The organism is Zhongshania sp., from assembly GCF_047636175.1.
Taxonomy (GTDB): domain Bacteria; phylum Pseudomonadota; class Gammaproteobacteria; order Pseudomonadales; family Spongiibacteraceae; genus Spongiibacter.
Window position 1 is genome coordinate 114756 of the sequence record NZ_JBLIKC010000009.1, and the last position, 14408, is coordinate 129163.

Consider the following 14408-nt stretch of genomic DNA (forward strand, 5'->3'; position numbering starts at 1 on the left):
AAAAACGTCAATAGGCGACCGGTAAAGCCAGAACACCTATCGACGGCATTGCCAAGCTACCCAACCATAAATAACCATCGTACTCATTTACACTAGTGATGGTGTGATAAACACCGCTCATAGACTGTAAGTTAGACGTCACTGTGCCATCCAAACCAAGGCCAACAACAAAGCCTAAGTCACTAGTCGGAACGAGTAGGCTGACAGATAAGCCACCGAGTAACTTGCGAATAAAAGGATACTCTGCCAAAGCATCAATTTCCTTGCTCCGTAGTGCCGGCATCGCCAGCCAAAAGGTATCAACACCGTTGAAAGTAATATTGTCAGGCATGCCTGGCAAGCCCTCTATAAAAACATCCGTGCTACCGGTCTTAGGCCCCTTAAGCCACAAACGCGTTACCCGCGAAGCACCTGTCTCATTAACCAATACCCAGCTATCGTGGGGACCTAGTGCCACGCCGTTGGCAAAGTATAAGTCACTCACATGCACTTGAAGCCGACCGTTAGACGGCGTAAAACTCAACAGACGGCCTGTCGCAGTAGCTTCTATTAAATCGTAAATATATTCATGCAGGCCAAAACGAGTAGAAACATCGCTAAACCAAATGGTGCCATCATCGGCGATATCAACATCGTCAATAAAGCGCAGAGTCGAATCATCGGCATAATCGACAAGAGTAGATATTTCACCGCTGGGTGATACTGATAACAAGCCCTTGAAAGCATCGGCAACAATTAAATTCCCTGCGCCATCAAATTGCATACCCAGAGGTCTACCACCGGTGTTAACAAACGCCTGAATGGAGCCCTCAACAGCTCGCCCCTCACTCACCGAAAAACGGATAATTCGGCCATCTTGATAGCCCGCATAAAAGTGGCCATCTGGGCCTTTCACAATATCTTCGGGTCCGGTCCCGCGGTTTTCCAAGTAAATGGCCAACCCAGCTAGACGTTCATTGACGGCGAATTCTCCCGTCAATGATCCGCCTTTTGGAGGATCAAATACTATGGGTTCAAGGGGTGAACGGATATATAGAGCCAATACAGCAGCGGCTAAAATTAGAATTACAATGCTGGCCACACCTAAAAAACGTCCCATTACATGCTACTCGCTGTGTTATTTTTTATGCTATTAATCCACTGAAACACACGTCTGATGGCGCAGTCAAAACGACTAGCGCTATGAGCGATATGCCGCTATGCTAAATTTTAGCATTTGACGACAGTCATGCTAGTATTTATTATGGATATAAACCTATGCGCCCACTCGTACGATCTTCGGCTCTGAGCGGCTTCCCAGAACTAGTGCAAGAGCTAAACGCAGATCCCGAGCCCTTATTGCGGCAATTCAATATTGACCCTGAGAGACTCAACGATCTCGACTATCTGATATTTTTCCATAGCGTGATGCAACTGCTTGAAACCAGCGCGGACGTACTAGCGTGCCCCGACCTCGGTTTACGCTTATCTAGAAAACAAAATTTAGAAACCCTTGGCCCAATTGCCATTATGGCACGCGCGTCAAATACGGTTCGCGACGCCCTGTTTTGTATTACCCGCTATATCGCTCATCACAGCCCAGCTATCACCCTGTCACTAGACGATACCTCAGCACCCAACTTCCCACGCCTCATGCTCAATATCAATGTGGATGACTATCCTTATCGCCACCAAACCACCGAGATGTCGGTCGGTCTAATGGCAAACGTCCACGCCATGCTCACTGAGAATCGCAAAAAACCCGAAGCGATACTTTTTCGGCACAGCAGAATAATGGATGCAAAAATCTATAATCGCCACTTCGGCTGTCCGGTGCTCTTTAATCAGGAGTGCAACGCCCTAGTATTGACGCCAGAACAATTTGATTTCCCAATTCGCACAGCGGATTCCTTCCAGCGCGACATTATCGCCAGCTACGTCATAAAAAAAGGCAGCAGCTCCCCCGTCACTTTTATTGAACAAACCAAATTTATAATTAGCCGCTTACTACCCGCCCAGTGCTGTAATATTAAAACCGTCGCAAAAGAATTATTTATGCACCAGCGCACCCTTCAACGCCGGCTAAAGGACGAAGACCATATCTTTGAAGAAATGGTAGACGAAATACGCAAGCAAGATGCGCAAAACTTTCTCGCCGAGCATGGCATGCCGATGGCACAAATTGCAGGCTTATTAGGGTACCAGGAACAAAGTTCATTCAATCGAGCGGCCAAACGCTGGTTTGGTGTCACACCCAAGGCATATCGAAAGTCACTACACACGACCATAAAACGAGAAATATGATCTACTCGCTATCTCGCTATCGCGAATAGACGATACATATTATACAAACGTGAATAATAACCGACCCGAAAGTCATCAAAAGGCAAAAATTGGTCGTCAAATGACAATTTAATACACCTGAGTTTCGGCATCATCGCATGATCAAATTATTAAATAATACCAACCGATCACCACTTTGAAGGAACAGTCCATGCTGCAACGTCGCTTGTCACCGCATAAGAGCCGCCGGCACTTATTGCACACTGGTATTTGTCTCGCTATTGCCAGCTCTCTGAACAGTGCTTTTGCAGCCCCAATGCTGGAAGAAGTCTTGGTCACCGCGCAAAAGAGCAGCCAGAGCACCCAAGATATACCGGTCGCAGTTACCGGCTTAACCAGCACCCAGCTGGACAAATACGGCTTTGAGAACGCCAGCGATATCTCTGCGCAAGTGCCTAATATGCAGGTCAGCGGCCCCTACGGTGATATTCAACCTATCTTCGCCATTCGCGGTGTCAGCATGTCTGACTACAGCTCCAACCAGGCGAGCCCCATCGGCGTTTATGTCGATGAAACCTATCTCGCTCCAGTTTATAGTCACGGTGCTAACTTTTTCGACATCGAGCGCCTAGAAGTACTGCGCGGTCCGCAGGGTACGCTATACGGTAAAAACACCACCGGTGGCGCCATCAATATCATCACCCGCACCCCTCAGTTCAATGATGATCCAAGTAACTACATCAAACTGGGTGTCGGTAGTTTCAACGCAACGACCGCTGAAGCCGGTGCCGAAACTCAACTCATTGACGGCATTTTAGCGGCGCGCGGCGCACTGAGCTTTAAACGCGATGAAGGTTACGCAGAAATTGTTGGCCGCGACGCAAATGGCGCGCAAACCGATTTCCAAGGCGGTCGCCTTGCCCTGCATTTCGCCCCAAACGATGCCTGGGATGCGGTACTTAAATACACCGTGTCGGGCAATGATGCCTTGAGCACACCCGCGCGCAATGAAGGTCGAACCGATCTGATAGGCGCTCCCAATTCTGACTATAACGCCTACTCGCGCCAAAGTCGTAATTTGGACTTTCATGAAACCGAGGCCAATGAAGTCGGCGCCCTTATTACTAACACTGATATCGTTGGCTTGACGGTCACTTTCGCAGGCGATTATTACTCTATTACCTCGGTAAGCTCCTATTACGATGCCGATTACTACCAGAAAGCCGATACCGATGGCTCGCCCAACGATTTGCTGACCATCACCTGGTCCTCTAACACCATCGGCTACAGCCAAGATCTGCGTTTCGCATCTGAATTCGACGGCATGTTTAACATCATCGCCGGCGTCTACTACGGATATGAAGACCAGTATATGAACAACGTCTACGATATTTTCGACACTCCGCCAGATCTTCGTGTTGGCTTTGCTAAACCGGATACTGCCCAGCAGTACCCGTTCTTACTCGACTTCGGCATGCTAGATCAGCGCATGGAAACCAAAAAAGACAGTTTGGCGGCTTACACTCAAATGCGCTTTGATTTCACCGATCGCTTGGGTATGGATTTAGGCCTGCGCTATACCAAAGACGGCAATGAGCAAAGCTACTTTAATATTTCCCGAGTGGGTTACGACGGCAGCCCAAGAGGCACCTATGTACCGGGCAACAATACCGGCGTAGATGACGCGTATATCTCACTCCCGCTATCTCAATCACAACTAGTCGATATTCTCGGTGACCCTACTTTATTAGCGAATCTACAGAATATTGGCTACACACACGGTCCCTACACGCTCGATTCAGCGCCCGCGCTGGAAGCAGACGAAGCCGAATGGACCGGCAAACTCGGCTTGGACTACCGCATCAACGATGATGTCATGGTCTACGTCAGTGCTAGTCACGGTTACCGCAGTGGTAGCTTCAACGGCGGCGCATACTATCTTGCCCGCCCCATTGAAACCGCTTACGCATCACCAGAGTATATCGATGCTTTTGAAGTCGGTTTCAAAGCCGACCTACTAGATAACAGTATGCGCTTAAACGCCGCCCTGTTTTCTTATGACTATACCGACCAGCAATTCATCAACGTAGTTGGCTTTTCTAACTTCCTAGAAAATGCCGGCAGCTCAAAAATTGCCGGTGCCGAAGCAGAGTTCTGGGCACGCCTAACAGAAAAGCTCACCCTGCAAATTGGTTTCGGCTACTTGCAAACCGAGTTCACAGAGTTGACGCTAGCTAATACCGAAACCATTGCTGATGCCGACGACCGCGTTGATCTGAGTGGCAATGAGCTGATCTCTGCGCCCAAACTTAACTATAGCATCTCGGTGGATTATGACATTTGGGAAACGGACGCCGGCTATCTAACCACCAACTTGAATGGCAACTTCCAGGATGAGCAGTGGTATAGCGCCTATAACGACCAATTCGGCTATGGCGAAATTCGTCAAGGTGCATACTGGTTATTCAATGCACGCACTAGCTGGCATGCAAGCGACGACAGCTATTCAGTATCCTTGTGGGTTAAAAACATAATGGATAAGGAATACGATAGCTACGGGATTAATCTCCAAGCCGGCTTTGGTCACGACAATTATCTGGCTGGTCCACCACGCACCTTTGGCGCCGAAGTGACTTACCGCTTCTAAATATTAGCGTCAGCACGCTGACGCTAATATTCCTACCACAGCAGGCCACGCAAGGAAGCGTGCCTGCGTAATACCGCTAAAAATCCGCCACGATTAGACTGTTAGCCCCTCCCAAGCAAGTCGACACCCTACTTTAGTTGCGCCATTTACGTATTGAATACAACTAGGCAATGGAGCCAATATAACAGTATTTGCAGTTATCCATTCCGACACATTGCCGGAATAGGAGTCGTAAATCGATGCACCCTACAAAACTTGGCTCTGTCCGGGCCAATCCAGTCTCACTCGGACAACTGTTAGTCGCCGGTGGCTTTATTACTCCCGGCACACTGCAGCACGCCTTAAAGGCACAGCGCTGGAGCCGACGTCGCCTTGGCGAAATACTTGTTCAGCGTCATGAACTCAGTGATATCGAAAGGCGGACCATACTTAAGCTGCAGGAAAAGCTTACTAAGCACACGCTCGCCCTTAAGTCTGACGGCAGTATGAATCCAGCCTTACAGCTTAGATTAGGCCAGTTGCTGCTAGCCAGTGGCGAAATAAGCTCTGCACAACTGGACTCAGCATTGGCCGAGCACAGCCGCCAACATCGTCGTCTTGGGGAGGTATTAATTGAACAGCAAGTCATCACGCCAATTCGCCTGACACACTGGCTACAACTGCAGAAAAAATTGATCAAAGCCGCAGCCATAGCGATCTGCATGATGGCCGCCAGCGGCAACGCCGCCGCAGATGACAATAAACAAAGTCTGTGGAAGAAATTTATTTCAGCAAAGTTTACTCAAGAAAAAACCAGCGAATCGGAGCGAGTAAGGGGACAGCAAGGTAGCAATAACCTCACTAATCTGAGCATCCAAAATCGCGACTTAAATGAATTAAGGCGCAGCCGCGATGGCACTCTGACTCTCAGATTCGATCAACAAGGATTGAATATCATCAAGCGGTTTTAAGGTTATCTCCGAGCGTTGACTGTTAAAGCCCAAGATAAGCAAGAAACGTTAATCGTCCTCGTTGGCTTCGCGAATTCGCTCGCGACGCTCGGCCTCTTCCTCCATCACCGCCTTGATTTCCAGCAGTACAGAATCGACATCAGCGGCTTCGCCACTGTCTTCAAATAGGCCTGTTAGTTCGGTATCTTCGGTGAGCTCGCCTTCTTCATATAAGGCCCACATTTCATCGGCATAGCGAGTTTCTAACAACTCGGGGGCAAACTGACCATAGTATTCGGTCATATTATTAACATCGCGATGCAGCATACTTTCAGCGTTATTATTCCCCGCGGCATCAACGGCTTGGGGCAAATCGATAATAACGGGGCCGTACTCATCCACTAAGACGTTAAATTCTGACAGATCGCCATGAACTAATCCCGCCACCAACATTAGCTTAACGTAGTGCATAACTAGCGCATGATCTTCACAGGCCTGCTCGGCAGGCATGGATACGTCATTCAAACGCGGCGCCACGCCACCTTCTTCATCGGTGACCAGCTCCATAAGCAACACCCCGTCAAAACAGCCATAGGGTTGCGGCACTCGAACGCCAGCTCTCGCTAATCGGTATAGCGCGTCGACCTCTGCATTGTGCCAGGCATCTTCCTGCTGTTTACGGCCGAATTTAGAACCTTTTTCCATAGCCCGCGCGCGGCGGCTATTGCGAACCTTGCGTCCCTCTTGATATAGCACGGCCTGTTTAAAGCTGCGCTGTGCCGCCTCTTTATACACCTTCGCACAGCGAATTTCCTCGCCACAGCGCACCACATACACAGAGGCTTCTTTACCACTCATCAATGGTCGAAGTACTTCATCCACAATGCCATCATCAATCAGCGGTTGTATGCGTTTTGGGGTTTTCATTATGTCCTTCACGTTATTCCGGGTAAAACCGGATAAATCGACACTTCAGCAGCAAATCTAACCACTATGAAGCGCATAGTACATTTAGGCCATCGCCCTAGGCTACAGTGCCACAAAGTAGTGTGACATATCATCGGCCAATATTGGCAACGCCGTTCAGCCTATTCTAATTAGATTTTTTGACGTAAGCGCTAATTATAACAATACGCGTACCATTGACTCGGCCTTCGATGTGCTCAGGATTATTAGTCAGCGAAATACCGCGCACCGCAGTGCCACGTTTGGCAATAAAACTTGCGCCTTTAACATCCAAATCCTTTACCAGCACAACCGTATCGCCTGCAAATAGCTGACTGCCATTGCCATCTAGGGTTGGATCATCATCGTCCACCGGCGTATCGATCGCATCCGCCCAAGTTTGGGTTTCCTCATCTAAATACACCATGTCTAGCAAATCTTGCGCCCAGGACTCCGCCGCCAAGCGTTTTAACAATCTATATGACAATACTTGCACGGCTGGAATAGGACTCCACACCGTGTCATTCAAACTATGCCAGCGCTTAGGATCCAATTCGCTGCCCGCCGCCAACTGATCGCGACACTGCACACACGTCATAACACACTGACTATGATCAGCATCATCATAAGGAGACACTGCAAAAACCACGAGCTGTTCAATGGATGCACATAATTCGCAGCGAGAATCGCTGCGCTGCATTAAAGCTTGCTCGGTATTCATAAGATATCCGTTGTGGAAACGGCGTATTTTAAAGCCTAGCGACAGCAGAAACGACTTAAAAGAACCGAAAAGGTAAAAAACTTATTGATGCGAGCCGGAGATTAGACGGTGCTGCAACGCAGCCCATAATAAGCAGCTCAGGAAATCACGCAGTCTGATTCTCAGTAGCAGAAACAGATACCGCCGCGTCTCTATCTGTGGCTGCGCCCTCATTCACAAAGGTCAGGCGCGGGGCATCATGTTTTTTTACCTGACTAGCGCCGACAAACTGACCACCGGACTCGATCACCAGTTCACGCACTTTAATCTCGCCGCTCACCTGCCCAGAGGCAACGATTTCGAGACGATCAGCATCTATTTTGCCGTCCAGTACACCACTCACTAATACCCGTTTTGCTTTAACATCACCGGTAAAACGACCACCTGTACCAACAATCACGTCATTCTCTGAAATCAAACTACCCTTCATAAGCCCATCAAGGTGGAAGTCATGATTCAGCTGGATGTCGCCGGTAAACGTGGCGCCAACTGCGACCACTGTCGTTCTGGAACTGCCGTCGGTTTTCTTAGTGTTTTTGCCAGTGAATCCCATTTAATTTGCTCCTCGCGGGTAAAAAGTACATCGTAATTTCCCCAAGACCACTCCATAAAGGGCCCCGGAGCCAAGCGTCGATGCAAATATCTGACTTCGTAATGCAGATGTGGCGCAGTAGACAATCCAGTATTGCCAGAATATCCAATTAAGTCGCCCTGGCGCACATAGTCACCACTGGCAACCGCCGCTTTACTTAAATGACCAAATATCGTAACAAAGCCAAAATTATGACTTAGCTTAACCATTCGACCGAAACCGCTATTACTCTGGCCCGCTAATTCAACCACCGCATCTGCGGTCGCATAAACAGGGGTGCCCACGGCGGCTCGCAAATCTGCGCCGCCATGCAGCGCCATTTTCCCTAATATAGGATGATTGCGCATCCCGTAACGGCTTGTTACGTGAGCGTCTGCAAGGGGGTAGCCACTCGGTATGGCGCTGAGCATAGCATGCTTCTCTGACGCTGTTTGACTCGCGGTGTCTAAACGCTCATACAAGGCCACATCGGGGCCGGGCGTCAAACCAATCATGGTTTCAATAGAGCCAAGCTCATCGCTGATAATGGACAGTGCAGCCACTTTTTCTTCAACTGACTCTTTCAGTTGTTGCTGCTCACTGAGTAAGACGGTGTTTTCTTTTTTAATCGCTGCTTGATATTGCTGTAAATCAGTCACTTCCCCATTCAAGGTGGCTAAACGGGTACTTAAAAAAAGGATGGCTAAAAACCCGCCTAAAAAACAAGTGCCAAGGAAAACACCAAAACCCGCCAAAAAACGACGCATTAATTGGGTCAAAGTGTAGTGCTTAGCACCACTGTAATTAGTAATCGTTATCCTATAATGATCGCGCATTCTAGTTCTCTAAATGTGCCGGTACAGCAAACAGGACTGACCTACTTTTTAAGGGCAAATTAATACTAAACAACATCCACCAACGACTCAATAATGATTGCGTTTTTCGAGACCTAAGGAATGTACAGGTCAGCACGGCAGTGACGATTATGATATTACTACGCAGTGGATGCAAATTGTGCAGTAAAAACTCACTTAGCTACTGGGTCAATTCCATCACGAAGGGGTATTTAGAAACAAAAAAAGCGGCCAAAAGGCCGCTTTAAATCGAACACTCGAACACGCTATTAAGCGGGAATCAAACCACCGAACAAGCTACCAAGTAAATCTTGAAGCGCGCCTAGCAGATCTGCATCACCGTCTTGTGCCAGCGCATCTGACAATGAAGTTGCCACACTGCAAAGTGGATCAAGTGGGCTGCCAGCCAATGGACATGCGCCGCCACCGTCTAAGGCTGTCACCAGCGGAGTCAGCAATATATCTAGAGGGGTACCCGTCAAGCCATCGCCAGTACCGGCACTACCGCCTGCTGACAACAATGCCTGCAGTGGAGCAAGTGCTTCTAGCAAGGCATCGAAACCAACTGCGTTGGATCCACCACCACCGCCGGCCAAGCCGTCAGTTAAGGCACTTTGCAGACCAGCTAGGAAGGTGTCGCTTAAAGGACCGAACAAGTCTTCTACAGGATTTTCAAAGCCGCCACCTGGCAGCGAACCAAAGTTACCGCCTAACAAGCCTGCCAGTGCTGCAGTTCCAGCCTTAATCTGACTACTAATAATCGTACCTTGACCAGCCTGCTCTTCGATAAAGCCGATAGGCACAACGTCGATCAATAAACCGTTCAGCAAGTTTTCTAAGGTCACACTAAGCGCAGTAGACGTCGCGTCAGTATCCATACTTTCAAGTGCAACGCCAGTCGCAGCCAAGTCGCTTAAGGCTGTGTCCAAGGTAGTCAGCAATCCGCCTAAAACCGGTGCGCCACTAATTTGCCCAGATGGATCTTGCGCCAAAATAGTTTGCAAGCCGTCGCTAAACGCTTCACTAAGCATAGTCAGCAACACTGACGGCGTTGGTGGTTCGCCACTACCGCCGCCGTTAGCCATTGCCAAAACTGGTGCCAGAGCGTCGGCCAAAGGTGCCAGAGGAGTACCAGCAAGCGCAGCTAATGGGTCAGATGACTCTCCACCACTGTTGTCACTTGAACAGCTCTCACCTGCAAGTGATGCAAGAACTATCGGCAAGTCCGCCGCAAGCTCGGTGACGGCTGCTTGGAAGCCAGCGGCAGAGCCAGTAAACAAGGCCGCAGGATCGCTTTGTAGCGTGTCAGGATCAAGGTTAACCAACACCGAGTCTAAGATATCCAACACATCGGTAACCACAAATGAGCTAACGCAGCTAACCGGCACTTCAAGCGGTGTGCCTGCGGTGCCGGCGACAATTGGAGCCAAAAGCTGTTCAGAAAGCGGTTGCTGCACTGCGTCTAAAGGACCATCTACTTCAGAATAACTAGAAGTAACAGGTTCTTCGCCGGCACCTGCAGAACTACCGCCACCGCCACCGCCACCGCTGCCACCACAGCCCGTCAACACCAAGCCGGCGCTGAGGGTTAATGCTAAAAGCCCCTTATTAAGAAACACTTTATTCATACTAAATACTCCGTTATTAAGCGCAAAAAATTCGCTGATATTTTTACTAAAATGACACGTCTGGCGACAAAGCTAGAAACGAGCTCACCACAATACTCATGCTGCTGCGCATGGTGAGGACAGTAAAACAAAAATGAGACATAGTTTAAGTAAGGGAAAACCGAGAAGCGCCAGATCTTAGGTGAGCCTAAAAAAGGCCGAGAGCATACAGACTTCACCTTAGTGGCAACTGGTTTTTCGCCCCAACTGAATCGCGATTAAGGGCTTATTAGTGAATAATGGCGATTTCATTGGAAACTACCTTATGCAGGACACAACGCTGAATTGGGACTTTCCAGCCCCATTCACCCTTGGATTTAGCGTTCAGGCCGAACATATAGACTTCATCGGCCACGTTAATAACGCCGTGTATGTTAGCTGGTGCCAGAACGTGGGCTGGCAACACTCGCTCCAACTTGGCCTAGGTTTAGAAGAATACAGAACACTGGATGCCGCCATGGTGATTCGGCGTGCCAACTACGATTACATTCTTTCCGCCTACGCTGGCCAAGAGTGCGTCATGGCCACTTGGCTAACAGCTAACGATCACAAACTCACAATGGAGCGCCGCTTTCAGCTGCAGCGTAGGTCTGATGGCAAGACCTTATTACGCGGGTACTGGCAATTGGTATGCGTTCGCATGAGCAACGGTAAGCCGCGCCGCATGCCAGCAGAATTCGACGAAGCTTATGGCGTCGCAGTGATACCGCCGCGGGCAGACGATTGATTTTCGCTTTATAAGCTGCCAATGCAAGGCAAGGCAATCCGTGTAGAATACGAGGATTAATCCCTATTAAAGAGAGAGCGATACGGTGACTAGCCATTACGCCGAACACCCCGCGATGTTTCGCAATAATCCGCTGGGATTCATCCTTGCTGTCATTCTAATTCCCGCAGCCATAGGGATTCTGATCCTGATGGTCTGGTATTTAAAATGTAAATCAACACTGCTGGAAATTAACGACAACGAGATTATTCTTGAGCAGGGCTTACTAAGCAAAGAACGCACCGAGCTGAACGTATCGGGTATTCGCACCGTAAAAATCAAGCAGTCTCTTTTCAACCGATTATTTGGCGTTGGCACCCTGTCTGTATATACCGCTGGCGACAACCCGGAAATTCAAGTCCACGGCATGCCCAGACCAGAAGTATTCCGCGACTTGGTGAAAGCACGCCAGTCCGACGCTGGATGAGCTAATAGATATCATGAACAGCCCATCCAATAAAGACAGTCAAGTCTGGAAAATCGTAATCATCTGCGCAGTCCTGCTGGGCTTACTGGTGGTGGCCGTCATGCTCTTTCTACCCTTGGCTACTGCCTTCATTGACCAGCATTTCAGCCCCGGACTCGATCTTAAAGGTGCTGCCGTTGCCTCGTTTTTCGTCACCGTTGTCACCCTTATTATATTTGCCGTTGCCTCAGGTGACGGCCTGTTGGGAGAGCTACAATTCATACTCAGTGGCTTTTTTGGTTTCTTCCTTATTCTGTGGTTATTAATTGCATGGATATTCTAGATACCATCACATCCCCTGACCGCAAATGGAATTTCAAATATGCTTGATCTTTTTGACGTCGCCGCGCTGTTTGGGTTTTGCGCAGTCCTCGCCTACTTCTGGCGGGCACAAGGCACTCGCGAAATTGCACTGCGAGCAACACGTCAGCATTTACAACAGCAGCAATTATCCTTACTAGATGACCATGTCGCCCTCCGCTCAGTGTGGTTTAAGCGTAACCGCAAAGGCGAGTTTCAGCTCTGGCGTCGCTATACCTTTGAATTTACTACCACAGGTCATGAGCGTTACAAAGGCTGTGCGATTACCCTAGGCAATCGCGTAGAAGGCTTTCAATTAGCACCACATCGTTTTCCCGACGATATACTCCACTAATCACAAATACCCTGCACTCACGCACCACCCTAAAACCTTATTCTAACCAAGCGAAATCAAATATGCGCCACGGCAATTACCACTCCGAAAACCAAGATGTTAGCTGGGCTACACTCCGCGATCTGACCCCCTATTTGATGGCGTTTCGCTCACGTATCGGTTTAGCACTGATGTGCTTGATTGCCGCCAAAGTGGCAAGTGTTGGCCTGCCGTTTATTCTTAAGAATATTGTCGATCAGCTCGACAAAAATGACCAGCCGGCTATCTTAATTTTACCTGTCGCCCTGCTCATCGCTTACGGTGTGCTGCGATTTGCCAACGTGCTGTTTGGGGAGTTACGCGACACTATATTCGGTCGTGTTACCGAACGCGCGATGCGCCAAGTTGGTCTCACTGTATTCCAACACCTACATGCGCTGGATCTTGAGTTCCACCTCAATCGGCGCACCGGTGGCTTATCGCGCGACATCGAACGCGGCACCAACGGCATCAATTTCCTGTTGCGATTTATGGTGTTTAATATCGTACCGACGTTTATCGAAATCGGTTTGGTTATCAGCCTACTTGGCTGGAATTACAGTCTGTGGTTTGCCGTCATCGTGTTTGTTGCAGTGGTTTGCTACGTTGCCTTTTCAATATTTGCTACGGAATGGCGCACCGACTTTATACGCCGTGCCAACGAGGCTGAGTCTCGAAGCAGTACCCGTTCAGTGGACAGTCTATTAAACTTTGAAACCGTCAAATACTTCGGCAACGAGCACTACGAAGCCAATCGCTACGACGAAGAACTGGTAGGCTGGGAAGTCGCGCGCCGCCAGAACCGCCTTAGCCTGTTCGCACTCAATGCGGGTCAAGCTCTTATTATTGCCGCCGCCATGACCACCGCCATGGTATTAGCCGCCAACGAAGTCGTCACTAAAAGCATGACTCTAGGCGACTTTGTTCTGATCAACGCATTTATGCTACAGATTTTTATGCCGCTCAATTTCCTCGGATTTGTCTATCGAGAAATGAAGGGCTCTATGGCCAATATCGAAGCCATGTTTGCGCTGCTGCGTCAAAAGGCGACGATCACAGATATAGAAAATGCGCCGCAGCTGCAACTCACTGAAGGCCGCATCGAAATTGAAAACCTCAGCTTTCGCTACCAAAGCGAGCGGCCTATTTTAAATAACATTAGCTTTAAGGTGGCCGCAAAACAAAAGGTGGCTATCGTCGGCAGCAGTGGCGCGGGTAAATCCACCCTGCTCAAATTACTATTCCGTTTTTATGACGCCAGTGAAGGTCGCATCCTGATCGACGGTCAAGACATTAAAACCGTCGACCAATCCTCCTTGCGACATGCACTCGGCATCGTGCCCCAAGACACCGTCCTGTTTAATCAGTCGATACTTGAGAACATTCGCTACGGCCGCATTGATGCCAGCGACGAAGATGTTTTTGAAGCCATTCGCATGGCTCACCTCAGCGACTTCATCGCTCGCCTTCCCAAGGGCGTCGACACGCTGGTAGGTGAGCGCGGCTTAAAATTATCTGGTGGCGAAAAACAACGCGTCGCCATCGCCAGAGCCTTGCTCAAGCAATCCCCCATCATGATTTTTGACGAGGCCACCTCATCACTCGACAGCGCCTCTGAGCGTCTTATCTTGGAAGCTATCCGCGACATCGCCCGCGAACACACCATGCTGGTGATCGCTCACCGCTTATCCACCATTGTCGATGCCGACCATATTTTGGTGCTCGAACACGGCGAAATTATCGAACAAGGCACTCATACCAGCCTGCTCGACCACAACGGCCAGTACGCCCATCTATGGTCGCTACAACAGCGAGAACGGGCCTTAATAGCCACATAGGTCTCTTTTATCAGCTCTTGACCAATGCTG

Annotated in this window: 14 protein-coding genes; 8 read left to right on the top strand and 6 right to left on the bottom strand. The window is 49.3% G+C overall.

Features of this window, described 5'->3' with window-relative positions; translation table 11 throughout:
* Positions 1 to 7: 7 nt before the first annotated feature.
* Complete coding sequence (locus ACI955_RS07365; protein WP_415243091.1) at positions 8 to 1099, bottom strand: SMP-30/gluconolactonase/LRE family protein; 1092 nt, start codon at positions 1097 to 1099, stop codon at positions 8 to 10.
* Positions 1100 to 1257: 158 nt separating this feature from the next.
* Between ACI955_RS07365 and ACI955_RS07370 the strand changes: the two genes are divergently transcribed.
* From ACI955_RS07370 to ACI955_RS07380, 3 genes are all read left to right on the top strand, one after another.
* Positions 1258 to 2283, top strand: a complete 1026-nt coding sequence (locus tag ACI955_RS07370) for an AraC family transcriptional regulator (RefSeq protein WP_415243092.1) — start codon at positions 1258 to 1260, stop codon at positions 2281 to 2283.
* Positions 2284 to 2473: 190 nt separating this feature from the next.
* Positions 2474 to 4909, top strand: coding sequence for a TonB-dependent receptor (locus ACI955_RS07375; RefSeq protein WP_415243093.1), 2436 nt, complete (start codon positions 2474 to 2476; stop codon positions 4907 to 4909).
* A 239-nt stretch (positions 4910 to 5148) separates the two neighbouring features.
* The gene (locus ACI955_RS07380) at positions 5149 to 5859 is read left to right on the top strand and encodes a hypothetical protein (protein ID WP_415243094.1); all 711 of its coding nucleotides are present in this window, start codon (positions 5149 to 5151) and stop codon (positions 5857 to 5859) included.
* 48 nt (positions 5860 to 5907) lie between these two features.
* Here ACI955_RS07380 and ACI955_RS07385 read toward each other — a convergent pair whose 3' ends face one another.
* The 5 genes from ACI955_RS07385 to ACI955_RS07405 all read right to left on the bottom strand — a co-directional run bounded on the left by ACI955_RS07385 (position 5908) and on the right by ACI955_RS07405 (position 10596).
* Complete coding sequence (locus ACI955_RS07385) at positions 5908 to 6765, bottom strand: PA4780 family RIO1-like protein kinase (RefSeq protein ID WP_368374915.1); 858 nt, start codon at positions 6763 to 6765, stop codon at positions 5908 to 5910.
* A gap of 166 nt (positions 6766 to 6931) precedes the next feature.
* The gene (locus tag ACI955_RS07390; RefSeq protein WP_415243095.1) at positions 6932 to 7504 is read right to left on the bottom strand and encodes a PhnA domain-containing protein; all 573 of its coding nucleotides are present in this window, start codon (positions 7502 to 7504) and stop codon (positions 6932 to 6934) included.
* Between the two features lie 145 nt (positions 7505 to 7649).
* A complete protein-coding gene (locus tag ACI955_RS07395; RefSeq protein WP_415243096.1) occupies positions 7650 to 8042 on the bottom strand; it encodes a bactofilin family protein in 393 nt (130 codons plus the stop codon).
* A complete protein-coding gene (locus tag ACI955_RS07400) occupies positions 8000 to 8950 on the bottom strand; it encodes a peptidoglycan DD-metalloendopeptidase family protein (RefSeq protein ID WP_415243097.1) in 951 nt (316 codons plus the stop codon). Before ACI955_RS07400 ends, ACI955_RS07395 begins: the two co-directional genes overlap by 43 nt.
* A gap of 287 nt (positions 8951 to 9237) precedes the next feature.
* Complete coding sequence (locus ACI955_RS07405; protein ID WP_415243098.1) at positions 9238 to 10596, bottom strand: hypothetical protein; 1359 nt, start codon at positions 10594 to 10596, stop codon at positions 9238 to 9240.
* A gap of 304 nt (positions 10597 to 10900) precedes the next feature.
* On the opposite strand from ACI955_RS07405, the gene ACI955_RS07410 reads away from it, so the two are divergent.
* The 5 genes from ACI955_RS07410 to ACI955_RS07430 all read left to right on the top strand — a co-directional run bounded on the left by ACI955_RS07410 (position 10901) and on the right by ACI955_RS07430 (position 14378).
* Positions 10901 to 11362, top strand: coding sequence for an acyl-CoA thioesterase (locus ACI955_RS07410; RefSeq protein WP_415243099.1), 462 nt, complete (start codon positions 10901 to 10903; stop codon positions 11360 to 11362).
* Between the two features lie 85 nt (positions 11363 to 11447).
* A complete protein-coding gene (locus ACI955_RS07415; RefSeq protein WP_415243100.1) occupies positions 11448 to 11828 on the top strand; it encodes a PH domain-containing protein in 381 nt (126 codons plus the stop codon).
* A gap of 13 nt (positions 11829 to 11841) precedes the next feature.
* Positions 11842 to 12150 carry a hypothetical protein gene (locus ACI955_RS07420; protein WP_415243101.1) on the top strand — a complete coding sequence of 103 codons (309 nt, stop codon included), beginning with the start codon at positions 11842 to 11844 and terminating at the stop codon, positions 12148 to 12150.
* Between the two features lie 39 nt (positions 12151 to 12189).
* Positions 12190 to 12522: a DUF3301 domain-containing protein gene (locus ACI955_RS07425; protein ID WP_415243102.1), complete on the top strand. Its 333-nt coding sequence runs from the start codon at positions 12190 to 12192 to the stop codon at positions 12520 to 12522.
* A gap of 62 nt (positions 12523 to 12584) precedes the next feature.
* A complete protein-coding gene (locus tag ACI955_RS07430) occupies positions 12585 to 14378 on the top strand; it encodes an ABCB family ABC transporter ATP-binding protein/permease (protein ID WP_415243103.1) in 1794 nt (597 codons plus the stop codon).
* The last annotated feature ends 30 nt before the right edge of the window (positions 14379 to 14408 follow it).

Coding starts and splice junctions, on each gene's coding strand:
- ACI955_RS07365 (WP_415243091.1), bottom strand. CDS start 1,099: ATGGGACGTTTTTTAGGTGTGGCCAGCATTGTAATTCTAATTTTAGCC.
- ACI955_RS07370 (WP_415243092.1), top strand. CDS start 1,258: ATGCGCCCACTCGTACGATCTTCGGCTCTGAGCGGCTTCCCAGAACTA.
- ACI955_RS07375 (WP_415243093.1), top strand. CDS start 2,474: ATGCTGCAACGTCGCTTGTCACCGCATAAGAGCCGCCGGCACTTATTG.
- ACI955_RS07380 (WP_415243094.1), top strand. CDS start 5,149: ATGCACCCTACAAAACTTGGCTCTGTCCGGGCCAATCCAGTCTCACTC.
- ACI955_RS07385 (WP_368374915.1), bottom strand. CDS start 6,765: ATGAAAACCCCAAAACGCATACAACCGCTGATTGATGATGGCATTGTG.
- ACI955_RS07390 (WP_415243095.1), bottom strand. CDS start 7,504: ATGAATACCGAGCAAGCTTTAATGCAGCGCAGCGATTCTCGCTGCGAA.
- ACI955_RS07400 (WP_415243097.1), bottom strand. CDS start 8,950: ATGCGCGATCATTATAGGATAACGATTACTAATTACAGTGGTGCTAAG.
- ACI955_RS07405 (WP_415243098.1), bottom strand. CDS start 10,596: ATGAATAAAGTGTTTCTTAATAAGGGGCTTTTAGCATTAACCCTCAGC.
- ACI955_RS07410 (WP_415243099.1), top strand. CDS start 10,901: ATGCAGGACACAACGCTGAATTGGGACTTTCCAGCCCCATTCACCCTT.
- ACI955_RS07420 (WP_415243101.1), top strand. CDS start 11,842: ATGAACAGCCCATCCAATAAAGACAGTCAAGTCTGGAAAATCGTAATC.
- ACI955_RS07425 (WP_415243102.1), top strand. CDS start 12,190: ATGCTTGATCTTTTTGACGTCGCCGCGCTGTTTGGGTTTTGCGCAGTC.
- ACI955_RS07430 (WP_415243103.1), top strand. CDS start 12,585: ATGCGCCACGGCAATTACCACTCCGAAAACCAAGATGTTAGCTGGGCT.